The sequence below is a fragment of the Acinetobacter gyllenbergii genome (assembly GCF_001682515.1).
GTDB lineage: Bacteria > Pseudomonadota > Gammaproteobacteria > Pseudomonadales > Moraxellaceae > Acinetobacter > Acinetobacter gyllenbergii.
On sequence record NZ_KV575261.1, the window covers coordinates 1 to 22,051 of the forward strand.

General features: G+C 40.5%; 24 protein-coding genes and 2 pseudogenes. 13 read left to right on the top strand and 13 right to left on the bottom strand.

Annotation, left to right across the window (positions count from 1 at the left end; genetic code table 11):
• Positions 1-408: 408 nt before the first annotated feature.
• On the top strand, positions 409-645 hold the full coding sequence (locus tag NG55_RS00005; protein ID WP_065341894.1) for a VF530 family protein: 237 nt from the start codon (positions 409-411) through the stop codon (positions 643-645).
• 27 nt (positions 646-672) lie between these two features.
• Here the strand turns inward: NG55_RS00005 and NG55_RS00010 are convergent, their stop codons facing one another.
• Entirely contained in the window at positions 673-1,014 is a 342-nt protein-coding gene (locus tag NG55_RS00010; protein WP_065341895.1) for a hypothetical protein, read from the bottom strand.
• A gap of 394 nt (positions 1,015-1,408) precedes the next feature.
• On the opposite strand from NG55_RS00010, the gene NG55_RS00015 reads away from it, so the two are divergent.
• Positions 1,409-2,110, top strand: a complete 702-nt coding sequence (locus NG55_RS00015) for an SDR family oxidoreductase (RefSeq protein ID WP_065341896.1) — start codon at positions 1,409-1,411, stop codon at positions 2,108-2,110.
• Between the two features lie 91 nt (positions 2,111-2,201).
• Here NG55_RS00015 and NG55_RS00020 read toward each other — a convergent pair whose 3' ends face one another.
• Positions 2,202-3,080: a LysR substrate-binding domain-containing protein gene (locus NG55_RS00020; RefSeq protein ID WP_065341897.1), complete on the bottom strand. Its 879-nt coding sequence runs from the start codon at positions 3,078-3,080 to the stop codon at positions 2,202-2,204.
• Between the two features lie 206 nt (positions 3,081-3,286).
• Between NG55_RS00020 and NG55_RS00025 the strand changes: the two genes are divergently transcribed.
• From NG55_RS00025 to NG55_RS00050, 6 genes are all read left to right on the top strand, one after another.
• Positions 3,287-3,856, top strand: coding sequence for a TetR/AcrR family transcriptional regulator (locus NG55_RS00025; RefSeq protein WP_016540155.1), 570 nt, complete (start codon positions 3,287-3,289; stop codon positions 3,854-3,856).
• Between the two features lie 145 nt (positions 3,857-4,001).
• Positions 4,002-5,021: an MBL fold metallo-hydrolase gene (locus NG55_RS00030; RefSeq protein ID WP_065341898.1), complete on the top strand. Its 1,020-nt coding sequence runs from the start codon at positions 4,002-4,004 to the stop codon at positions 5,019-5,021.
• Positions 5,022-5,219: 198 nt separating this feature from the next.
• A complete protein-coding gene (locus NG55_RS00035; RefSeq protein WP_065341899.1) occupies positions 5,220-5,768 on the top strand; it encodes an RrF2 family transcriptional regulator in 549 nt (182 codons plus the stop codon).
• A gap of 160 nt (positions 5,769-5,928) precedes the next feature.
• A complete protein-coding gene (locus NG55_RS00040) occupies positions 5,929-7,134 on the top strand; it encodes an NAD(P)/FAD-dependent oxidoreductase (RefSeq protein ID WP_065341900.1) in 1,206 nt (401 codons plus the stop codon).
• A 136-nt stretch (positions 7,135-7,270) separates the two neighbouring features.
• Positions 7,271-7,969 carry a DUF1826 domain-containing protein gene (locus NG55_RS00045; protein WP_065341901.1) on the top strand — a complete coding sequence of 233 codons (699 nt, stop codon included), beginning with the start codon at positions 7,271-7,273 and terminating at the stop codon, positions 7,967-7,969.
• Positions 7,970-8,046: 77 nt separating this feature from the next.
• Positions 8,047-8,967, top strand: a complete 921-nt coding sequence (locus NG55_RS00050; protein ID WP_065341902.1) for a LysR family transcriptional regulator — start codon at positions 8,047-8,049, stop codon at positions 8,965-8,967.
• Between the two features lie 58 nt (positions 8,968-9,025).
• Here the strand turns inward: NG55_RS00050 and madM are convergent, their stop codons facing one another.
• The 10 genes and pseudogenes from madM to NG55_RS21410 form a co-directional block, all read right to left on the bottom strand.
• The gene (madM, locus tag NG55_RS00055) at positions 9,026-9,787 is read right to left on the bottom strand and encodes a malonate transporter subunit MadM (RefSeq protein ID WP_065341903.1); all 762 of its coding nucleotides are present in this window, start codon (positions 9,785-9,787) and stop codon (positions 9,026-9,028) included.
• 26 nt (positions 9,788-9,813) lie between these two features.
• Positions 9,814-10,215, bottom strand: a complete 402-nt coding sequence (gene madL, locus NG55_RS00060; RefSeq protein ID WP_065341904.1) for a malonate transporter subunit MadL — start codon at positions 10,213-10,215, stop codon at positions 9,814-9,816.
• Positions 10,216-10,264: 49 nt separating this feature from the next.
• Complete coding sequence (gene mdcH / locus NG55_RS00065; RefSeq protein ID WP_065341905.1) at positions 10,265-11,194, bottom strand: malonate decarboxylase subunit epsilon; 930 nt, start codon at positions 11,192-11,194, stop codon at positions 10,265-10,267.
• The gene (locus NG55_RS00070) at positions 11,191-11,808 is read right to left on the bottom strand and encodes a malonate decarboxylase holo-ACP synthase (RefSeq protein ID WP_065341906.1); all 618 of its coding nucleotides are present in this window, start codon (positions 11,806-11,808) and stop codon (positions 11,191-11,193) included. The genes mdcH and NG55_RS00070 overlap by 4 nt, the downstream gene beginning before the upstream one ends.
• Entirely contained in the window at positions 11,805-12,626 is an 822-nt protein-coding gene (mdcE, locus tag NG55_RS00075) for a biotin-independent malonate decarboxylase subunit gamma (protein ID WP_065341907.1), read from the bottom strand. Before mdcE ends, NG55_RS00070 begins: the two co-directional genes overlap by 4 nt.
• Before the next feature lie 2 nt (positions 12,627-12,628).
• Entirely contained in the window at positions 12,629-13,480 is an 852-nt protein-coding gene (locus NG55_RS00080) for a biotin-independent malonate decarboxylase subunit beta (RefSeq protein ID WP_065341908.1), read from the bottom strand.
• Positions 13,473-13,775 (bottom strand): malonate decarboxylase subunit delta, encoded by a 303-nt coding sequence (locus NG55_RS00085; protein ID WP_016540143.1) that lies wholly within the window; start codon positions 13,773-13,775, stop codon positions 13,473-13,475. Before NG55_RS00085 ends, NG55_RS00080 begins: the two co-directional genes overlap by 8 nt.
• An 11-nt stretch (positions 13,776-13,786) precedes the next feature.
• Positions 13,787-14,662 carry a triphosphoribosyl-dephospho-CoA synthase gene (locus tag NG55_RS00090; RefSeq protein ID WP_065341909.1) on the bottom strand — a complete coding sequence of 292 codons (876 nt, stop codon included), beginning with the start codon at positions 14,660-14,662 and terminating at the stop codon, positions 13,787-13,789.
• A complete protein-coding gene (gene mdcA / locus NG55_RS00095) occupies positions 14,662-16,341 on the bottom strand; it encodes a malonate decarboxylase subunit alpha (RefSeq protein ID WP_065341910.1) in 1,680 nt (559 codons plus the stop codon). Before mdcA ends, NG55_RS00090 begins: the two co-directional genes overlap by 1 nt.
• 252 nt (positions 16,342-16,593) lie before the next feature.
• Positions 16,594-16,819 (bottom strand): annotated as a pseudogene (locus NG55_RS21410) (TetR/AcrR family transcriptional regulator); the annotation flags it as partial.
• Between NG55_RS21410 and NG55_RS20420 the strand changes: the two are divergent.
• Positions 16,816-17,004: pseudogene (locus tag NG55_RS20420) on the top strand (alpha/beta hydrolase fold domain-containing protein); the annotation flags it as partial. The pseudogenes NG55_RS21410 and NG55_RS20420 overlap by 4 nt on opposite strands.
• A 45-nt stretch (positions 17,005-17,049) precedes the next feature.
• Here NG55_RS20420 and NG55_RS00100 read toward each other — a convergent pair.
• Positions 17,050-17,964 (bottom strand): LysR family transcriptional regulator, encoded by a 915-nt coding sequence (locus NG55_RS00100; RefSeq protein WP_065341911.1) that lies wholly within the window; start codon positions 17,962-17,964, stop codon positions 17,050-17,052.
• A gap of 107 nt (positions 17,965-18,071) precedes the next feature.
• On the opposite strand from NG55_RS00100, the gene NG55_RS00105 reads away from it, so the two are divergent.
• The 4 genes from NG55_RS00105 to NG55_RS00120 all read left to right on the top strand — a co-directional run bounded on the left by NG55_RS00105 (position 18,072) and on the right by NG55_RS00120 (position 22,051).
• A complete protein-coding gene (locus NG55_RS00105) occupies positions 18,072-18,809 on the top strand; it encodes an SDR family NAD(P)-dependent oxidoreductase (RefSeq protein ID WP_065341912.1) in 738 nt (245 codons plus the stop codon).
• Positions 18,810-18,818: 9 nt separating this feature from the next.
• Positions 18,819-19,034 (top strand): tautomerase family protein, encoded by a 216-nt coding sequence (locus NG55_RS00110; protein WP_065341913.1) that lies wholly within the window; start codon positions 18,819-18,821, stop codon positions 19,032-19,034.
• A gap of 557 nt (positions 19,035-19,591) precedes the next feature.
• Positions 19,592-20,278, top strand: coding sequence for a TetR/AcrR family transcriptional regulator (locus tag NG55_RS00115; RefSeq protein ID WP_065341914.1), 687 nt, complete (start codon positions 19,592-19,594; stop codon positions 20,276-20,278).
• Between the two features lie 138 nt (positions 20,279-20,416).
• Positions 20,417-22,051, top strand: a complete 1,635-nt coding sequence (locus NG55_RS00120) for an MFS transporter (protein WP_065341915.1) — start codon at positions 20,417-20,419, stop codon at positions 22,049-22,051.

Here is a 22,051-nt window from a genome sequence, read left to right on the forward strand (position 1 = left end):
GGCAAAGGGAAAAACTGGGATAGTCGAATTGATATATTACTGCCGTCACTGAAATCGCATAATATCCTATTATGTTAAATAGAATATCTGAGACTGTGGCCCACACAACCTATTTGTTGCCACAGCTCAGTAACGTGACGATCTACGATCATAATTCATGTTGCTGACTTTGAGTTCTTATTCCAAAAAAGAAAGGTCTAGATTTTAAGACACTAAATCAAATGGCAGAAAATTTTTACAAGTTGGCTGCCTAGAATCTCTCAAGTGAATCTCTCCTGCTATTTCAGCACACATCAATAGGAAGATAAGCTGTAATTTTCTATGTTAATTACGCTTAAATTACAAACCTCTCATTTTTCAACTCGCTCAGGTTATAATGATAGTCTCCCAAAATATGGTTGATCTATTATGAACGCCTCCAATGACCCTCTACACGGCAAAAAACTTGCTGACATTTTGGATGAATTATTGGATTACTACGGTGGCTTTGAAGGCTTAAGTCGTAAAATTGAAATTAGATGTTTTTGCATAGATCCAAGTCTTAAATCATCGCTGCGATTCTTACGCACCACACCATGGGCACGTGAAAAAGTAGAAAGCTTATATTTGTATGTCTTACGCCAAAAAGCCAAACAGAAATCGTAGCGATCAGAACTCTGTATGGCTATGACTTCAATGTGCTTTCATGTTTGCTTCAGTCAAATAAGCTTTTTTCGATGTCTTATTCCATAAACACAGTTCTTGCCCTGTTTTGTTTTTCATATGTGCTTGCGGATATTTTCCTTCAATCAAGACTGCTGAATATCCAACACGATCATCAAACAGCATGACATTGCTCACTGTCTTGGCATTTTTAAGTTGGCTCGCTTTTATACAAGCCGCTTTTATTTCCTGATCATGCTTGTTCCATGCCTGTTCAGAACTTGCAAAAGTTACGCTGCTCATCACAGTAGAACTTGCTACAAAACCTAAAAAAGCAAAATATTTTAATAATTTACGATATCTTAATGTCATAGTCAGTGTCCTGAAAATTCGAGTGTCTAAACCTATACTGGAACAATCTCATGAGAGAATCTAGCAATTTACACATGTTGTAACAGCACATATTCAGGATTACACACATTTCTAAAAAGTTGTTCATTATTGATATTTTAAGCGGCTACTTGACTTGTGTATTAGTCGAACCTACGCAAATCCGCGTGGCTTATTTAAGTGGAGTGCAACCCTATCAATTTGGCGTGAATAATAATTAAAACCTTTCCATATCTTTGGATTACGGATCAAGCCTGTAGATTTTCTACTGGCTTTAACGAAAATATATCGTTTGCTCAGCACACGGTTGAACTTTAATATGATTTTAAAATGAGCTAACTCTTTCATATATGAATGACATTAAGAGGTAAAAATCATGGCTGAGAAAGTCGCTATTGTTACGGCCGCTGGAAGTGGTATGGGTGCTGCAGTTGCAAAAAAACTAGCAGCAGATGGATATAAAGTTGCAATTCTATCATCATCCGGTAAAGGTGAAACTCTTGCAGATCAACTGAATGGCTTAGGTGTTACTGGATCAAATCAATCAATAGATGATATTCAACGCCTTATTGATGAAACGCTTGCTCGTTGGGGACGTATAGATGTTTTAGTCAACAGTGCTGGACATGGCCCTCGCAAAGGAATTTTAGAATTAACAGATCAAGATTGGCATGATGGCATAGATACTTATTTTCTCAATGCTGTACGCCCTATTCGTTTAGTGATTCCGATCATGCAACAACAAAAACACGGCGTGATTATAAATATTTCCAGTGCATGGACATTTGAGCCTAGTTCACTATTTCCAACGTCTGCGGTTGCCCGTTCAGGATTGGCAGCTTTTACCAAGATTTGTGCTGATACATATGCTATTGATAATATTCGTATTAATAATGTCTTACCTGGGTGGATTGATAGTCTACCCAAAACAGATGAACGTACCAATAGCGTTCCAATGAAACGATATGGTTCAACAGAAGAGATTGCCGCTACAGTGGCTTTCCTTGTGTCGGATGGTGCTGCTTATATTACAGGACAAAATATCCGAGTAGATGGTGGTCTAACTCGCTCTGTATAACGACGTTTAATATAAACTTGAAGGGGTAAATGATGTATATGCTATCCCTTTAAGATTAAAATTGACCTCATCATAACAACAAGTCCCTGTTTTATTTTTGTTTAGCTCCTAGGTATTCAATACACCACTGCCAAATCTTATCGACTGTACTATTGGGATGTGAGCTTTTTTTTCGAACCAGATAATAACTTGGTTCAACAATTTTTGTTTCCGAAGTGACTTGGACGAGCTTTCCTGACCGAATATCTGCATCTACAAATGCTTGGCATGCTAAAGCAACCCCTTGCCCAGACAAAGCTGCATCTAGTGCCAGCGTGGTTTGATTAAATACTGCCCCAGATAACTTTGCATTCGTGTTCAAAAAATTTGGCCAATGATCATGAGCATCGTGTAGCAGTGGCATATTGATCAACTGTTCAAGTTGCAAAGGAAGTGCTAAATCCTGAATAAAATCAGGACTTGCTACAGCAATAAGTTCCTGATGAAACAATAACCGTGTTTCTAGATTTTCTGGAAATGATTTTTGAGTGAGCCTGATAGCGATATCAACCAGATCACGGTCAAAGTCTGAAACAACCTCAGTTGCAAGCGTGCATAAATTGATCTCAGGCAGTACTGCATGTAAATCACCTAATCGAGGGATCAACATTTTGGTTGCAATCGTTGGTGTTACACTAATGGTTACTCGATCTGGCTGATCGAATAATGATTCTGTTGATTCAGCAAGAATATCAAAGGCACGCGTTATATCGACCAGATACTTTGTTCCCTCAGGAGTCAAACATAGTCCCCGAGGAAGTCGTTGGAAGAGCGTAACATTTAGATGATCTTCTAATGCTCTCACCTGTTGAGCAATCGCACCCTGAGTCACTCCCAACTCATCGGCAGCAGCGCGAAAACTTAACTTTCGGCCAGCTGTTTCAAATGCACGTAAGGCATTTAAAGATGGCAGTTTTCTACGTGATACCATAAACACACAAGCAAGTAGTTTTTCTACACTCTAATTTTTTTGTGAATTGTATACAAGCTATTTAAGGGGTTAAATTTGCTATGCAGACATCTTTAAGCGATGTTATCGCTTATGATCTTGAAAAGCCCTACTCTATAAAAAATATATCTTGCACGTTCTCTATTTTTATGTATGATTGAGTAATCACTCAATTAAAATGTTTGTATATGGCCCGTCCCCGTAGTGAAGATAAACGTAATGCAATTTTAAATGCTGCGATTGAAACATTGGCAGAACTTGGAGAGCGTGCGTCTACCTCAAAAATTGCCAAAGTCGCTGGTGTAGCTGAAGGTACTTTGTTTACTTATTTCAGTAATAAAGAGGAACTACTTAACCAGTTATACCTTTCGCTAAAGGCCGAACTGCGTCAGGTCATCATGCTGAATTATCCGAACAACTCAGATCTGCAAACTCAACTGTTTTATATCTGGCAAAGCTATTTGGACTGGAGTTTAGATGCCCCACTGAAACGTAAAGTGATGGCACAACTATCAACTTCTGAACAAATTACCGAACAGAGCAAGCAAATCGGTATGCAAACTTTTTGTGATTTTACTAAGACCATTCAAGAACATATCGATGAGGGAAAATTAAGAGATTACCCACCCCTGTTTATCGGTTCAATTTTGGGTGCACTAGCTGAAGTTACACTTAATTTTATTGCCCAAGATGCCTCTCAGGCTGATCTTTATCGGAAGTCAGGTTTTGAAGCATTTTGGCATGCTGTTTCCATGTAGATAAAGACCAAAGTAAGGATGCGTAGCATTCTTATTTTTTAAATCAATTAATGAGTGATTAAATACTCATTTAAATAAATCAAAATAAGCACTTAACTCGAGTTCTTATTTACAGATATAGGGTGTTCCACTCAAGGAAAATAAAATGACGATTTCAAACACAACAGACTTGCCTTCTCCCTTCCTGCCATCACAGCAGCATAATGGTAAATTTAGAAATACACGACCGAATCTGCAGACACACTCTTTTGGAAAAACACTCGGCTTAATGTGGAAATTTTTGTTTAACAAACCCAAAAATACGGTGCCAAACCGAGAAATTCCTGTGTTAAGTTTATCTAAAGAGCAACTTATGAATGCCCCAGACCGTTCTCTATTTCGTCTTGGGCATTCGACCATTTTATTAAAATTGCGTAATGAATTTTGGTTAACCGACCCTGTTTTCTCTGAGCGTGCCTCGCCTTTTCAGTGGATTGGCCCAAAGCGTTTTCATCAACCACCAATTAGCATTGCTGACTTACCGCCGATTAAGGGTGTGATCTTGTCACATAATCACTATGACCATCTCGACTACCATGCAGTAATCCAACTCAAAGACAAGGTTGAACACTTCTTAACACCGCTTGGTGTCGGTGACACACTAATTAAATGGGGCGTGCCAGCAGAAAAGGTACAGCAACTTGACTGGTGGGACACTACTTATGTGGATGGTCTTGAGCTGATTGCCACCCCTGCCCATCATTTTTCAGGCCGTGGTATGGGTGATAGCAATGCAACACTTTGGGCATCGTGGGTGATTATTGATAATGATCTACGGGTGTTTTTTAGTGGTGATACGGGTTATTTCGATGGATTTAAAGAGATTGGACATCGTTACGGCCCCTTCGATCTTACCATGCTAGAAACTGGTGCCTATGATCCAGAATGGCCAGATGTTCACATGCAACCTGAGCAAACTTTACAAGCACATCTCGATTTAAAAGGACGTCATTTGTTACCTGTCCATAATGGGACTTTTGACTTGGCACTGCACGCTTGGGATGATCCGTTTGAACGGATCGTGGCTTTGGCTCATCAAAATAACTTAGCGATTAGTACGCCTCAAATGGGTGAAGTATTGAACTTAAACGAGCCAAATGTCGAAAACCATTGGTGGCGTTCGTAATTTTATTCGATAATTTTTAAATTATTGACGGCCCTCAATCCTCATTTAAAGGTATTTAGATTCAGTGATATAGCGCTATTCTTTTGAACTTGAATGATCCATTAATAAAACTAGGACTAATATTGTCTTAGTTTTATTCTTGACTACAAACACAGACTACATTAGTCTGTGTTTGTAGTTGATCAATTATGAAATTAAATGGCTTATATCACTAGTAGCGTCGAGTATGCGATTCACTGTCTTCTTTTTCTTGTAAATAATGAAGATAAACCATTGAGTAGTAAGGATCTGGCTGAATTGCAAGGCGTTTCGCCAAGCTTTATGGCCAAGATTTTTCCTAGACTTGAAAAGGCAAAGCTTGTTTTAGCACAAGAAGGTATTCGTGGTGGGTATTTACTGGCTCGACCTGCTGATGAAATCAGTTTTCTTGATATTGTCAATGCAATTGAAGGTGAAAAACCACTTTTCGAATGCCAAGAAGTTCGTGGCAAATGCGCGGTCTTTAATAGTGCTCCACCTGATTGGGCAACACATGGGGTCTGTGCCGTACATGCAGTTATGCTACAGGCCGAGAAAGCCATGCGAGATGCATTAGGCGCACATACACTGGGTGATATTGCAGACCGTTTTGGTCGTTATGCCCCTGATGTATTTTTTAGTGATGTAAATGGCTGGATCAATGAACGCATCGAAGGAAGAACAGCAAAAATGCGGAAAAGTAAAATATCAAGGGATATTCCCGACTAAAGCGTGATAGGACTTAGCGTCCTAACGTAATTACTTCCCTAATCTTTTTAACCCCCCTTCTCAGATTTTTCGAACAGTCAGAGAAAGGATTCGCTCATCCTGAATTTTATGATGAGTTGGAATTTGTATGTTCGAATGAATCGACCAAAAGGATCATTAAATGAGTAAGCGTATTATTATTGCCGGTTCTGGCTTTGCTGGTCTATGGGCTGCACTTGCCGCACAACGCGCAATTCATTTGGCTGCACAACAACAAAATATTGAAGTGGTGATGATTTCTCCGAGTCCAAATGTTGATATTCGTCCCCGTCTCTATGAAGCTGTACTTGAAAATATGTACCCTGACATTTTAGAGATACTAAATGTTGTTGACGTTAAATATGTCGCTGGCTGGGTCAATGAAGTGAATGCTGTGGCCCAAAATCTTGTGATTACAACAACTCACGGCGATACACAGAGCTTAAGTTATGACCGTTTCATTTTGGCAACAGGAAGTACTGGCTATATGCCGCCTATACCTGGTCTTAAAGACTATGGATTTAGTGTCAGCACATTAGCAGATGCGAACAAACTAGATCAACATCTTAAAAGTCTAGCCAATAAGCCTGACAGTGCGGCACGTAATACAGTTGTCGTTGCTGGTGGTGGACTTACAGGTCTTGAAACAGTGACGGAAATGCCTGAACGTCTGCGTAGTATTTTAACTGAAACTGATATTCGTGTAGTCTTAGTTGATTCATCAGCAGAAATTGGTTCCGCAATTGGTGACGAAGCAGCAGCTGTGATTCGTGAAGCGCTCACCGAACTCGGTGTAGAAGCTAAAGCTGGGTTACGGGTTACTGCACTTGATGCCACTGGTGTCACCCTTTCTAACGGTGAAAGAATTGAGACCGAAACCGTCATTTGGACGGCGGGTATGCGAGCCAATTCGCTTACTGCTCAAATTGCAGGTGAGAAAGATAATTTGGGGCGTATTCTAGGTGATGCTTATTTACATGCGCCTGAAGCAAAACATATTTTTGTGACGGGTGATACGGTAAAAGTTCCAACTGATGATTTAGGCAATTTCAACGTCATGTCTTGCCAGCACGCGATGAGCTTAGGCCGAGTCGCAGGTTATAATGCAGCTGCAGAACTGGTAGATTTACCATTACATCCATATAGTCAACCCAAGTATGTGACTTGTGTTGATTTAGGTCCATGGGGTGCACTTTATACTGAAGGTTGGGATCGACAGGTTCAATTTGTGCGTGAAGAAGCGAAAAAAATTAAGCAAGAAATTAATACGGTATGGATTTATCCACCAGTCGCAGACCGTGAAGCAATTTTTGCAATAGCAAACCCAGATTTTGTTATTGTTCCTTAACAAGGGTCTATTTGAAAACCTCAGAAGTAGAGCGCTACTTTTGAGGTTTCTTTTTTGGCGCATGACTAAATTGAAATACAATATTTTTTGTAGGCATAAGTGTATAATTCGCAATAGTTCATGATTTAGTTTTAATATGAAGAATATACCGTCTGATAACACTCAAATTAGCATGGTTTCGACCTTTTCTGAACTTGTGAATTCTAATTTTCAAGGTGCTATGAATGCTCTTTGCTGGCATCGAGATTTGTTAGGTGATTTTCAAGAGATTGTGGCTAAACTTGAGTTAAAAGAAAATATTACAGAAGTATCTGTTGAAGATCTGTTGGCCTTGCAACTTTCAGAACAAGGCAGCCAGGCAAGAGAGATGATCTTAAGTGATATACAGCGCTTAACTGATTTAGGTGCTTCCCCTTCACTTAATCTACTTAAATGCTACGAACGCGATGAAGCGCTTGATTTCATTTCAACCGATGTATATTCATATCATGTAGATCGTTCACCCGTCGAAACAGATACTTTTCTATGTACCTATCATGGTCCAGCAAGCGATATCCTGCCTCATGATCAAGTTGAACAGAAAATTTTGGTTCCAGAAATTAGAGCAAAACTCAAAGAATTACATGATGGCCCAGAAGCTGAATTTGAAACGTTTCTAGCAGAGTATTTTTTTGATTTACATTACCAACCTCAACCAGATGCAAAACCAGTGAATTTAGGCATAGGCCATCTCTGGCGTTTAGCGGTAGATCATCCAACACAACAGGCCTTCCCTTGTGTTCATCGAGCACCGATTGAAAAAGATGGTGAGTATCGATTGCTATTGATTTGTTAAATATTTATTTAATACTTTATTTAAATAAATAAAACTATCTATATAATTGTTTTCATTATTTTAATTTCAGTTAAATTATGAAAATAGAAGAAGAACTAACACTAAAAAAAATCCAGATTTTTCTGGCTTTTATGCGTCATGGAAATTTATCTAAAACTGCGGATGAGATGCAAATCAGTAATGTTAGTGTACATAAAGCATTGCATTCTTTAGAAAGTGCCCTGCGTTGCCCTTTATTTAAAAATGAAGGGCGGAATTTGATTCCACTTAAAAGTGCTTATGTATTACAAGAGCACTCACAAAAGCTTATTCAAGATGTGATTGTTACAGTAAATAAAACCCGTGAAGCCGCAGGTTTTGCTGCAAAGATATTACATTTAGGCTCACTCTATTCATTAACCGTAAACACTATTCCAAATGTAATCAGTGGATTGAAGCTTCGTCGAGGTGAGTTAGATATTCAGCTTCTTCTGAGTTCCAACTTAGATTTAGTAAAGAAACTGAAGTCTACTGAGTTGGATGCCATTATCGTTGCGCTTAATGACACAACCTATGACTCAGACTTTGAAACACTTCCGATGTTTCAAGACAATATATATCTAGCCGTTAATACAAACTCACCACTTGCACTGATGGAACAGATTGACCTGAGTACTTTAAAGGATGAAAAGTTTTTAACTCTCTCTAAAGGATTTGCGACCCGTAATGATTCAGATATCTTGTTTGAAAAAGCAGGAATTGATCCGAAAGTCTTTCTGCAAGTGAGTGATATTTTTACTTTAGTGAGTATGGTCAGCACAGGTGTAGGACTAGCCTTATTACCAGGACGTATTTCGACAATTTACGAAAGTTCAGTGAAATTGATTCCCTTAAAAGAACCTTTTCAGATCAAGCAAGAAATTGGTTTAGTGTTTCTGAAAAGTAAAGAACCTGATCCAAACTTACTGGCGTTGATTGCTGAATGCCGAATGTTTTCCAAACGTTTCTTAGCAAAGTAACGGTATTTTCGGGCAATTCATAAAATTTTCATCCTTGCCCGACTCTAATCCTTTTAAATTAACTAAAAATTGCATTCACAGTCAGAAAGAATACTGAAGGTCCCAATAAACAACCAAGACCTGTATAAAATGTTGCAACTAAAGCACCATAAGGAACTAAACGTACATCGGTACCCGCAAGCCCTGCTGCAGTTCCACTTGTTGTGCCAGCGAGACCACCAAAAACCATTGCTGATCGGGGACTTTTAAGATACATAAATTTAGCCAATAATGGTGTAGCCACCATAAAAAAGACAGATTTGATTAAGCCAATCGCGATTGACAAGGCAATGACCTCAGAACTCGCACCAATCGCAGAACCTGTTATTGGGCCAACGATATAGGTCATGGCACCAGCACCAATGGTCGTCATAGATATAGGATCTTTATAACCCAAACACCAAGCGATCACGACACCGATTATAAACGGCACAACACAGCCAAGCATTAAGGCAATGAATCCTATTTTACCTGCCTTTTTAACTTCTTTTACATCAACCTCAAAAGCAGTTGAAGCAATCGCAAGGTCTCTAATCATTGCTCCACCTAATAATGCAAAACCAGAGAAAATGGCAATATCTGATATTCCTTTCGTACCTTGCGTATAAACTCCTGCAAAATAAGCAATCACTAAACCCAAAGTAATCGCAATTGCCGAACTCTGTAACTTACCCTTAGTGAGATATTTAGAAAGTAAATGAGAAAAGAACATCATTAAACCAGTCACGGCGAGTGCTGTTACCAATGCGTTCTTAGTTAGAACCGAAATCAAAGCATCCATTTTTTTATATTCCTAAGTAATTATATTTAAGCAACTTTTTCAGTTGTTTCTATTGACCATTCGTATGTTTCATAATCTCCACTCAGGCGGTTCAGGTAGCGGATCACCAAAACTGTACCAATAAGGGAAGCGACAGATACTGCAAGCCCTAACATTCCCCCTGAAAGCGCAGCAACCACATTTTGACCTGCTGACATGGCGACCACGATTGGAATATACATACCAGACCAATACAAAACACCAAATTGGGTAATTTGAGGTAAATAGCCTTTTTTTGTGAGCACTTCTTTCGATAGGATCAGTAAAATCATCGAGATCGCAACGCCACCTACATTGGCTTGTACACCTAATAAACTTCCAAGTGTATTACCCAAGTAATCGCCTAATAAGTGGCAAATTGCTAAAATAGCGGTTCCATAAATAATCATTTTCAATTTCCTCTATCCATTGAGTAACTTCATTCATTTCTGATTCTGTTTATGCAAAATGACATTGCTTTTGCATTTCAATAATCAAATTTTCTAATCTGGTATTTTGAAAGGATAAAACTGTTCCTTCTTTAAATACTTTGCGTGCCAAACCTGTCAGTGAGGTACCTGGCAAAGCTTCTATCTGTAATCGAACACCTCGCTCCCATGCCGCCTGAACGGTGCTTTCCCAATCGATGGTTCGGCTCATATTAAAAACAAGATCATCAATAATTTGTTCAGGTGTGTTGAGCAAACGTGCTGACGTTCCACTTAAATATCTAATACTGGGTTGATTTAACTGAATATCCTCCGCCAAACTAGCCAATTGTCTGGCTTGTTTTTCCAATAAACAGCAGTGTGATGGCACACTGACCTCTAATCTTTTGGTGATTGCCCCAGATTGTGTTGCAAGCGTTTGAACCTGCTGCATTGCAAGATATGAACCTGAGATCACGGTCTGGTTTGGTGCATTAAAATTGGCAACAAAAATATCTGAACAATGTTCATGAATTTTTGAAACCCACTGTTCAACTTTAGATGAGTCCGAGCCAAGGATTGCCATCATGCCAAAGCCTTTCGGATAGGCTTGTTGCATCAACTCAGCACGCTTTGCCACCAAAGTCAGACCATCTTCAAAAGTAATGACATCAGCGGTTGTAGCGGCTGCCCATGCACCAATCGATAAACCCGCAACATAATCTGGTTTTAGACCTTGTTCTTTCAGCAATACAGAACAAATCACGCCAGTCATATACAAACAGAGCTGAACAGAATAGGTTGATTGCAAAGCTTCCTTTTGGTCAAGCAATAGAACATCTTGGTGCAGTAGATCCGATGCCTGTTCTAAATATTCCCTCACCAGCGAATGTTGGGGTAAATCATGCAACATATTCACTTTTTGAGCGCCTTGTCCTGGATAGACCCAGATTGAACTCATATGATTTCCTCTGCACTCCAAGGATTCTTAACCAAAGCAGCGCTATCACTACTCTTGAGTAAAACGCTGCCTGTCGACCTTGCCCATTCTCGTAAAGCCACACCGCCTAACGGTGTTTGTAATTGCACATCAATTTGTATGCCTAAATGTTCTAGCGCAATTAACATGCTGTGTGCATCAGCTTTTGAGAGCATTTGCACGGTCCGAATCAATACGTCAACATCACTGTTTTCCGTCACAGTTTTCAAGCCTGTTGCCAGCTCATAGCCTACGCTACCGGTATACCCCCATGGCAATGAAAAACTTTGCATGGTTTGGTGAATAGCTTGCAGTTTGTGTTGTAAATGTGGGAATAAAGCCAAATCCTTTGTAATCAAACTTTCTGGACTGACTTTTTTAACAATTGCCTCAACAGGCATTTCAGTGGCAAAGCGCAAATTCCGTTGTTCACCTCGAATACCCACTGCAACCATATGCATTTTAGTAACTGCCCGTCTGACCACAACTGGCTTATGCTCAGAAAGCACTTGAATAACCCAATCTGGCACGTTATCAGCTAACATGTGTGGTCGCATTCCCCACAATAAATCATGTGCCTGCAGAGGATGATTCATGACCATTGCTCACGTAACCGCTCACGGACATATTTTGAGGCTTTGCGATTTTCACCTTCTAAGCGATGCTTTAAATCCACCGAACCCTGTCGTTGAATATCCTGAATTGCCTCGAGTAAAGCAGCCTGAACGGATATCACATCAGATGGTGTTGGCTGTTCAGCATGTTCAACCTCTAAAATTTGAGATAGCAATCCTAAGCTATTGTAGTTTTCAATGTCATACGCCATTGGTGGAATTTGAGCCGCCAAAGCTTCTAACTCCTCCACTGTTCTTAACGTGACACGTGCAGCAGATTCTTTACCCATCGCATGCACCATAACGCCCTGATCTTTAAGTGCTAAAATACGATTCGCTTGATAGCCATGTGCCAAGAATGCACCAGACATGGATTTACCCACCAACAGGCTAACGATGGGATGACCCGCCAAACGGGCAGTTGCATAAGCATCTACGGCACCAGCAAGTGCCTGATGAATCCCAAGTACTTCTTCTCGGCGCCCATACGCCTGACTTGGCACATCCACAATACATAAAATGCTGCGCTTTTCTGATTGGTTTTGATCGGCCTGAATGACTTCATCAATTGCTTGTGCCAGTGACCATCCTTCTAATAAACCAACCTCACCCTGTCGTGCACGAGGATAAGCATTATGCTCATCTGTAACAATGGCAAAAACGCGAACGGCCTGACCAGCCCATTCGCCATCTGCAATCAATAAAGAGTCAATCTTGGTTTCGATTAAATCAAATTGTTGAGTTAAGGCATTAAACCAGTTTCGCCCTCGTGAGGAAGCTTGAACAACAACTGTATTCATCTTTAAGCCCCTTTTCCTTGATATAAAACTTGAACTTCAGCAGGTAAAATCTGTGTTGTCGTATCAACCTCTTGCAGCTTGGATAAGTAAAAAGCTGCATTACTGCTACGATGAATTGGAGGTTTAGCTTGTGAAATACATTGCATGATTTGCTGTTGAATCAGCAGACGATCATCTTCAACATAAAAATCAACCAGACCACTGGCAAACCGTTGTCCGCCACCAGTGATACTCCAGATAAAAGGACGATCTTTGGCATCGTATTCTTGGACACCAGCTTCTTGTTCAATCACTTGAGGGCCATTTAAGCCCAAACGACCTTCTTGCGTCATGATCAAATAACTACACAGCCCAGCTGCTATGGACATCCCTCCAAAACACCCAACACTCCCTGCAATGACACCGATGACAGGTTGATATTGTCTGAGCTCGACAATGGCAGATTGGATTTCAGCAATCGCGGCTAAGCCCAAGTTCGCTTCTTGCAAACGGACACCACCTGTTTCCAGCAGTAAAATGGCTGTAGTTGGGATGCCTTTCAGATTGTCTTCAATGGCCAGTTCTAATGCTCCTGCAATCTTGGCACCGCCCACTTCACCAAGACTCCCCCCTTGGAAGATCCCTTCGATTGAAATCACAACAGCTGGATGTTGCTGAATATTCCCTTTTATCACCACAACGCCATCATCTGCTTGAGGAACAATGTTTTGTTTAGATAACCAAGGTGACATGATTCTTGCAAACGGATCTAATAATTCGCGGAAACTGCCTGTATCAAGCAAAGATTTCGCACGATCTCGTGCCCCAAGTTCAATAAAGCTTTGCTTATCTAATAAATGATGAAAATTAGTCACTGTTCACCTCCTCTAAAGCCTGTTCAAGTCTTAAACGGACGACTCCTGGTGTTGCACCAAAATCGTGAATATCGATCTTGACAGCAGGAGGATGATCAACCGAAAAAATACGTTCAAACAGATTTTTCCAACGTTGTTGGCTACCATCGACTGAAGTGACCACCTTGATGATAGCGATTTGACCTGAATGATTAGGTTGCATTAAAATTTCCAGATCACCTGATCCTACACATCCAACTACAGCTGATTTATTGGGAATCTCTCCCGCTGCAAACTCAAAACTAAGTATTTCCATTGCACTATTTCCTAAAATCTTTTCCAGTGATATTTTTCTATGCCATCAAGGAATAACAGTGTTGCGAGTAAATCTGCTGCGCCGCCTGCTGAAGCTCGAATGGCCAATAAGTCCTGTTCGAGTTGTGACAGACGTTGTTGACCTTGAAGCGTCGAACTACCGCCAAGTGCCAAAACTTGTTGTGCACCTACCTGCATTTGATGTAATCCATCTATACCTGCTCGATGAATCACGCATGTATCCGTTAGTTGCCCCATCATGGCCAGTAAGGCATCAAGTCGAGCCGAAGACTCTGCGGCACCCTGAATCCGACTATGATGCAATTGGGTTAATCCATATTGTCTAATAACTGGAAAACCTTGTTGAGCTTGCTGTTTTGCGCCATTTACACCAAATTTTTGTCGGACACGTTGTCCATGTGTCAATTGTTGTTTTGGGATAAAGCGGTCTTCGATTCGAGCTAACTCACTGGCTGTTTTACATAACACATCAACTGTGCATGTGTTTTGGTTGAATAGCGTTAATGCCGCTGATGTCACCATTAAACCCATCGACCAAATCGCACCACGATGTGTATTTATGCCTTGCGTAACTTGCAGCATCCGATGCTCACCATAGCGACCTAATTGGCCTATATCTTCTCTCAGCGCAGTACAGACATCCCCATGCAGTTCAGCGGCTTCAGCCATCGCTTTAAACATTGGAAATAAGCACTGGGCCGAAAGTTCCATTAACTCAAGGTTTAAATCATCGTGTGCACCACTTCCGCGTTGATCAACCAAAGCCGGTTTAGGGGTTAAATTAACCTCATCAATTAATGCTTGTACGGCCATATCAGCGAGAAATTCTGCTGTGTTAAAACCAGTCTGTTTTAGAAGCGCATTCATTACCAACTCCTAAATTTTGCAGGTGGTTGATACAGTCCGTCAGACCATGTCACTAGATCGGCAATATTTTTCGCAGCCAATAATTCACGTGTTGCATCGGTACGGCGAATGCCAAGATCTTCCGGAAAAACAACCAAACCTTCTTGGCGTAATTGCTCTGTTTTTTTCGGATCATGATTTAGGCCAATATCGGTAACACCCGCGACAGCAGCAATCATTGCCTGACGTTCTTCCAAGCTCCGTGCTTTATAAAGATAGGCAATCCCTTCCTCCGTAAGCAAATGGGTCACATCATCCCCATAGATCATAATGGGGGCTAAAGGCATCCCTGCTTTTTTCGCGACATCAACAGCATCAAGTCTGTCTACGAATGTTGGTTTTCCCCCTTCCTGAAAGGTCTCGACCATCTGTACAACTAATTTTTTCCCACGAGCTAGATAGGTGTCAGTCTCATCCTGACTTTCGATCCGCATATCCATCCAAGCCGCTGTTGCATGTCTACGACCACGTGGATCATGTCCCATATTCGGAGCTCCACCAAATCCCGCTAAACGGCCTTTGGTTACGGTTGAAGAATGGCCGCTGCCATCGACCTGTAAGGTTGCACCAATGAATAAATCGACAGCATATTGACCAGCAAGCTGACACATCATGCGATTTGAACGTAAAGAACCATCACGACCTGTAAAAAAAATGTCTGGGCGTGCAGCAATATACTTTTCCATCCCCAATTCAGTGCCAAAACAATGCACACTTTCAACCCAACCCGTTTCAATCGCAGGAATTAATGTTGGATGTGGATTTAAAGTCCAATTCCGACAAATTTTTCCTTTTAAACCCAGCGATTCGCCATAGGTTGGTAAAATTAATTCAATTGCCGTCGTATTAAAACCAATCCCATGATTGAGCGACTGCACTTGGTGGCGTTCATAAATTCCACGTATCGCCATCATGGCCATTAAAATGTGAACAGGTTTGATGTGCTTGGGATCACGCGTAAACAATGGTTCGATATAAAAAGGCTTATCTGCGACTACGACAAAATCTACCCAAGATGCAGGAATATCAACCCGAGGTAGATCTTGTACATCATCAACAAGCTCATTCACCTGAACAATCACAATGCCATCACTGAAAGCAGCAGGTTCAATTAATGCAGGTGAATCCTCTGTACTTGGACCTGTATAAATATTGCCGTGACGGTCTGCCATGAATCCTGCAGAGAGGACAACATTTGGGATTAGGTCAACCAATAAGCGTGAGTACAGTTCAATATAGGTATGAATTGCACCAATCTCGAGTAATCCATCCTCAAGTAGTTGGCTAATGCGTAGGCTTTGTGTACCTGCAAAGGAAAAATCGAGTTTACGTGCAATCCCTTTTTCAAATAAATCCAAATGCTCAGGACGACCAACACTTGGCATAATCATATGTAAATGATGCAGGGTCTTGGGATTTACTTGTGCAAGCGCACGCGATAAAAAGTCAGCTTGTTTTTGGTTGTTTCCTTCCAATACAACTTTATCGCCTGAGCAAATCAAGGTTTCCAAAACTTGAATAATATTCTGTCGAGGAATGACCACACCATCAACGTATTTACGCGCCTGCTCTAATTTCAATTGTTTCGCATGTCGACGTTTTGTCCATAGATTTGCTTTGTTCTGAACACAATCTTCCATGTGCTTTTCCTTGGTAACGATGACTTGACTTACCTTATAAAAAGCTTTTTCTAGATTTGGATCAATCAACTGAAATGTTATATTGTTAACTTAAAGTTAATGTTTTGTTGCTATGCTCCTTTCTATTTATATTTGGAAAATTTAATTTTAGTTTAGATGAAAATCGGCATAAAATTGATTTATCTATTTGAAATTATTATTTTTATTAAAAAAATATTGATCTAAATACTTGAGTGTAATATTGGTGCTGGATCACAATATTTCTTCTGAATAACGATCTCTAGCTTGTACAGATAGAGCATGCAAGATTAATCCATAATATTGCCCTAGCGCTTCAGGATCGCTGTCTTACTTGAGTTGTCCCTGCCTACTTAAAATGTTGAACTAGGCTCTCAACACGTTCAAGGCGTTGCTATTTCATCCAGTCTAGAAGATTTTGATTCTCGCCACTCAATACAACACTGGCCGCAGAAACCAGATACAACCATTTTGGGTTGTGAATATGACCCTCTCCACCATGATGGAGAAAAATATACAGAGAAATTACGAGCAGCTGGTGTCAATGTGAAATTTCATTTATTTGATGGCATGATTCATGGTGCTATACATATGATCACCATCGCTCCTGAAGCAAAATCGATCTACCCAAAAGCAGCTAGATAATCGGTTACAACATCGATTGTTTACCCAGTTTATGTTGTTGGCGCTTCAAAGTGAGACCAATTCTTTTAAGATAAAATCAATAAAAACCTTCATTTTTAAAGGCTGATAATTTGAAGCAGGATAAAGCAGAAAAAAAGGACGCGTACTGCGGCCATGCGCTACCAAGACCTCTTTTAATGTTCCTGTTCTCAATTCTTCTGCTACTGTAAAACGATAGACTTGCATTAAACCCAGCCCCGTTTTGACCAAAGTCAATGTTGATAAGAAATCATCTTTACAGGTTATTGATCCCTTTACGTCAACAGACCTCACTTGTCCTTCATCGTTTAATAACCAAGGCGCGAGCTTGCCTGTACTCGGCATTTCAAACTGGATGCACTCATGCATTTGTAGCTGTTGTATGGATGTTGGCGCTGCATTTTTGGCTAAATATTCTGGGCTTGCCACAATGCAAAGTTCAGCATCTTCTAACTTTCTAGCAATTAAACTCGAATCAGGTAAATGATTACCACGTATTACGAGATCATATTGATCTGCGGTTAAATCAACATTCCGATTACTCACATGGATCTCAAGTTTAATTTCTGGATAGTGTTGATGGAATTTATTGATTATCGGCAATAAACGAAAATGAGCATACGGTGTTGGAACACTAATCCTAAGTAAACCTGATGGGGCCTCTTGTTCTCCTGTAATCTGTTTTTCTGCTTCTATGAGCTGATCAATCGCTTGGCGGCAGAAATAATAATAACGTTGCCCTGCCTCGCTTAAACGTAATTGTCGAGTGCTTCGTATAAAAAGTTTGACCCCCAAACGGCTTTCCATACGGGCAATTGCACGACTGACAGCCGCAGGTGTAAGTCCTGCAGAAATTGCTGCTGCAGTAAAACTTCCTTGTTCTACAGTTAGGCAAAACAGTTCTAAGCTACCAACTTGCAGATCATCAAAATTACGATTCACATTGAACAACCTATTACATGATGTAATAAGTTAATGGACTTTTACTGTATTTTTCAACTGTTATTTTAAATATACAGTAGCTCTATCTCATTTATAGCGTAATCCTTATGTCTACCCAAAAAACCGTAATCGTTACAGGTGCCTCAAGTGGTATTGGTTTTGCAATTGCAAAAGCCTACATCGAACGTGGCTACAATGTGATTGCAAATTCGTCCAAGCTTGGAAATTTAGAAAAAGCCTATCAATCCTTGGGGAGCCCTGCAAATTGCCATTTGATTGCTGGAGATATCTCCAAACCTGAAACGGCTCAACATCTATTCCAATATGCGGAACAACAATTTAATCAAGTCGATATTCTGATCAATAATGTTGGTATCTTCATTGCAAAACCAGTTGCTGAATATACGACTTTAGACATTGATCAGATGTTTGATATCAACTTACGCAGCTTTATTTATAGTTCACAAGCTGCTGCCCAACATATGTCTCAATTCAAAAGCGGGCATATTGTTAGCATTACTGCAGCACTGGCAATGCAGCCAAATGCAAAACTTCCTGCACTCTTATCAGTCCTGACCAAAGGTGGCCTAAACAGTGCAATTAAAACGTTGGCCTTAGAACTGGCGCCTATGAACATTATGGTGAATGCAGTTGCCCCAGGTGTAATTGAGACCCCGATGCATGATGATAATGCAGAGAAAACCTTCTTAAAATCGATGGCACCCACCCATCGTTTAGGACAATCACAGGATATTGTTGACGCTGTACTTTATTTGACAGATTCAACATTTGTCACAGGGAGCATACTGCCCGTTGATGGTGGCTCTAGCGCAGGTACTTGGTAGGAGAACAACATGCCATATGTCAATATTAAAGTCACTGATGAAGGTGTCACGCCAGAACATAAGCAACAGCTTATTGAAGGAGTAACGGAATTGTTATATCAAGTTTTAGGGAAACCCCATGCAACAACCTTTGTTGTGATTGATGAAGTTAGTACAGATAATTGGGGTGTTGCAGGAACAACAGTAACTGCGCTTCGGCAGGCATCCTTGTCTGAACCCAAATAATCAGCTTGTCATATCCAGATCCTCTGCATTGTTTCCTATCAGTAAACAATGCACTGAAGGAATGTCAAAAGTCAGTGAATTTATTCATGTTATATTGGCTCGCACATGATTAAGAAAGAAATACTCCTCAACTCAGATAAGTGAGTATGCAATGAATAAAGGAGGCTGAATATTAAAAACTGATTGCAGAAGCTATGCTGCAATTTAGCATTTAAATCTCTAGTTAAAGATTGAATGATCCCTCTTGAATCAGCGCAAAAAAGAGACGCTTTAACTAGAGATTAAAGCTATAAAATCGTTTTAATCAGTCAATAATAAATCTGAGATACTCATCCTATAAGAGTAAACAGCTATAAAACTCAACAATCTCATCTCTCGATGGGCTTTTCTATACTTAAATCTATATTTAGATATTGCTATTGCACCAAGTTTTCAGATCACTTTGATTCGTAACAGTACTTTAGCTCAGCTTTTCAGTCTTCTTTTTAATTAAATTGACTTTCAGTTCATTTTTAACCTAAAATAAAAATGAACACAAAATCATTTTTATTTATACAATGAAACCAGATACAACAACCAAGCGCCAGCGCAGTCCCAGCCTTGAAAAAACGCAGGCAACCAAAGAAGCAATTCTTCAGGCCGCACGAATCCATTTTGCCGAAGTTGGCTTTGCCAAGGCCAAAGTTGGCGATATTGCTACAAAAGCGCAAGTTGCCAATGGAACAATTTATTCTTATTTCAAGACTAAAGACGAACTTTTTGAAGGCGTTATTGAAGATATTCTGCATCAGGACCTTCGCTTAATTAAGGCCGATGATTTGCAGGAACAACAAAGTGTTTATTCTTTTTTGTTAGAACACTTGGATAAGATTGTCGGTACGGTTGAAAAATCAGGCCGAGATGGTATTTCCCGCTTAGTGCTTAAAGAAGGTGAAAATTTCCCAAATATTAAAGAAATTTACTTTCAGCGTGTGCTTTCCCCCTACTTGGTCGAGTTTGAAAAACTCATTGAAATTGCCATTAAACGTGAAGAAATTGCACCCGTTAATCCGAAGGAATTTTCGCTATTATTGATTGCGCCAACCTGGATGGGTGTCCTCTATAATGGCATGTTACAAAGTACTGAAACAGTCAATATCAATAATCTGTTCCGTACCAACCTCTATGCCTTGTTTCATGCCAATATAGAAAGAACTGAAAACGCCTATGCTCAGTTTCATACCAACTTCCATAAGCTTGAATAAAGCTTTTTCTATCTAAGCTTCTCGGAACGATCAGCAGCCCGCTCTCGTTCTTTTTTGCATTTTAGTTATCGAACTATAGGGTTTATTCACTATAGCGGATGTTTTCATCTCAAAATTTGTGAAGCAGAGATTTCTGTTATGCAGCGAACACCTAAATACCTTGAACCAATGCCAGATTGGACGGATGTTGAACGCCCAGCCTTGATTGGTTCGCCTGCGTCTATCGAGCATCCTACGCGTTTACGGATTAGCTACTTTTTGATTGGTATTTTCATTGCACTTTCTGCCAGTCTGGGAAATAGTCTGGTCGTTGCCAATGCCTTGTTATTTCAAGGTGAATTTGCTTTAACACCCAGTGAAGCTGCATGGTTGCCTGCTGCATTTGTCATGGGCAATACCGCTGCCAATCTCTATGTGATTAAGATTCGACAACAGTTTGGTCTACGTTTATTCGCTGAAATTAGCCTATTGCTCTGCTGTCTGTGTATTGGTTTGCATCTGCTGGTGAATAGCTACGAAATGGCACTGATGGTCCGTTTTTTTGCGGGTGTCGTTGCAGCACCACTCACTTCCATGAGTGCACATTATGTGATTCAGTCTTTCAAAAAGCCCTCTGCTTTAAAAGGGATCTACGTCATTTTAGGTGCTCAGCAATTGGGACTCCCGCTTGCATGGATCATCTCTCCAGCGATTACTCAAGGTGAAGGCTGGACTGATCTGGCTTATTTCGAATTAGGACTGTATGTATGCTGTCTGGCGATGGTGGTGAGCTTAAAACTTCCACGTAGTATTCGTGCAGTTGTCTTGGAAAAGGCCGATTTTTTCCCCCTACTCTTTATTTTCCCTGCAATTACCTTGTTGAGTGCAGTTCTGGTTCAAGGTCCTATTGTCTGGTGGTTGGATGCCTCATGGATTGCCTACGCTCTAGCGCTTGGATTTGTGTTGTTGGTGATTGGACTGGTGATTGAACACCATCGTCAGCATCCGCTGATTGTCACGCATTGGCTGACCATGAAATCAACGTTGACCTTTATGATTGGTGCATTTTCGATTCGGATCATGATGTCTGAACAAAATTATACTGTGGGTCATTTTTTACAGACCATGGGCTTAAGACCCGAACAAATGGTGGGCTTATATAGCATGATTGGTCTTGGTGTGCTGGTGGGTACCATTGCCAGTATTGTGACCTTTAAACAACACCTGCTCATGCAACAACTGGTGTTTGCCGAGTTGCTGATCTTGGTGGGTTGTGGTCTGGATTTAGGTCTGACCCATGATATTCGCCCACATGATTTATACCTCTCACAATTCTTAATCGGCTGTGCTGGCGGTATTTTTATGGGGCCACTGGTCCTGATTGGCTATTTTAGAGTGTTACAACATAGTCAATGGAGTGTCGTGACCTTCGCTGTACTATTAGGTGTCACTCAAAACTTGGGTGGCTTGATTGGAAGCTCTTTCTTTTCAACCTATCAGCAGCATCAACTCCGCATTCATCAAAATGAGATCTATACAAACTTAGATCCAACCAATCCAACTGTTACGCAACGGCTACAACAATATGAGCATCAAGCGCAAAGCATAAATATAGATCCTACATTTAACCAAAATCATGCGCAAAAATTGCTGAATCAGACGGTCAGTCAGGAAGCACAAGTTTTGGCATTTAACGACGTCATTAAGATCAATGCATTGCTTGCAACGCTGGTTTTTATATTCGGTGTCGGCACCTTGTTGTGGACACGTTATAGCGCACGACTGAACAAATAA

Bases quoted from the DNA above. Each gene is read 5' to 3' on its own strand.
- mdcA (WP_065341910.1), bottom strand. From the start codon at position 16,341: ATGGAAGATTGTGTTCAGAACAAAGCAAATCTATGGACAAAACGTCGA.
- NG55_RS00010 (WP_065341895.1), bottom strand. From the start codon at position 1,014: ATGACATTAAGATATCGTAAATTATTAAAATATTTTGCTTTTTTAGGT.
- NG55_RS00115 (WP_065341914.1), top strand. From the start codon at position 19,592: ATGAAACCAGATACAACAACCAAGCGCCAGCGCAGTCCCAGCCTTGAA.
- NG55_RS00025 (WP_016540155.1), top strand. From the start codon at position 3,287: ATGGCCCGTCCCCGTAGTGAAGATAAACGTAATGCAATTTTAAATGCT.
- NG55_RS00035 (WP_065341899.1), top strand. From the start codon at position 5,220: ATGGCTTATATCACTAGTAGCGTCGAGTATGCGATTCACTGTCTTCTT.
- NG55_RS00120 (WP_065341915.1), top strand. From the start codon at position 20,417: ATGCAGCGAACACCTAAATACCTTGAACCAATGCCAGATTGGACGGAT.
- NG55_RS00045 (WP_065341901.1), top strand. From the start codon at position 7,271: ATGAAGAATATACCGTCTGATAACACTCAAATTAGCATGGTTTCGACC.
- madL (WP_065341904.1), bottom strand. From the start codon at position 10,215: ATGATTATTTATGGAACCGCTATTTTAGCAATTTGCCACTTATTAGGC.
- NG55_RS00090 (WP_065341909.1), bottom strand. From the start codon at position 14,662: ATGAATGCGCTTCTAAAACAGACTGGTTTTAACACAGCAGAATTTCTC.
- mdcH (WP_065341905.1), bottom strand. From the start codon at position 11,194: ATGAGTTCAATCTGGGTCTATCCAGGACAAGGCGCTCAAAAAGTGAAT.
- NG55_RS00070 (WP_065341906.1), bottom strand. From the start codon at position 11,808: ATGAATCATCCTCTGCAGGCACATGATTTATTGTGGGGAATGCGACCA.
- NG55_RS00005 (WP_065341894.1), top strand. From the start codon at position 409: ATGAACGCCTCCAATGACCCTCTACACGGCAAAAAACTTGCTGACATT.
- NG55_RS00085 (WP_016540143.1), bottom strand. From the start codon at position 13,775: ATGGAAATACTTAGTTTTGAGTTTGCAGCGGGAGAGATTCCCAATAAA.
- NG55_RS00105 (WP_065341912.1), top strand. From the start codon at position 18,072: ATGTCTACCCAAAAAACCGTAATCGTTACAGGTGCCTCAAGTGGTATT.
- mdcE (WP_065341907.1), bottom strand. From the start codon at position 12,626: ATGAATACAGTTGTTGTTCAAGCTTCCTCACGAGGGCGAAACTGGTTT.
- NG55_RS00040 (WP_065341900.1), top strand. From the start codon at position 5,929: ATGAGTAAGCGTATTATTATTGCCGGTTCTGGCTTTGCTGGTCTATGG.
- NG55_RS00020 (WP_065341897.1), bottom strand. From the start codon at position 3,080: ATGGTATCACGTAGAAAACTGCCATCTTTAAATGCCTTACGTGCATTT.
- NG55_RS00015 (WP_065341896.1), top strand. From the start codon at position 1,409: ATGGCTGAGAAAGTCGCTATTGTTACGGCCGCTGGAAGTGGTATGGGT.
- NG55_RS00110 (WP_065341913.1), top strand. From the start codon at position 18,819: ATGCCATATGTCAATATTAAAGTCACTGATGAAGGTGTCACGCCAGAA.
- NG55_RS00030 (WP_065341898.1), top strand. From the start codon at position 4,002: ATGACGATTTCAAACACAACAGACTTGCCTTCTCCCTTCCTGCCATCA.
- NG55_RS00050 (WP_065341902.1), top strand. From the start codon at position 8,047: ATGAAAATAGAAGAAGAACTAACACTAAAAAAAATCCAGATTTTTCTG.
- madM (WP_065341903.1), bottom strand. From the start codon at position 9,787: ATGGATGCTTTGATTTCGGTTCTAACTAAGAACGCATTGGTAACAGCA.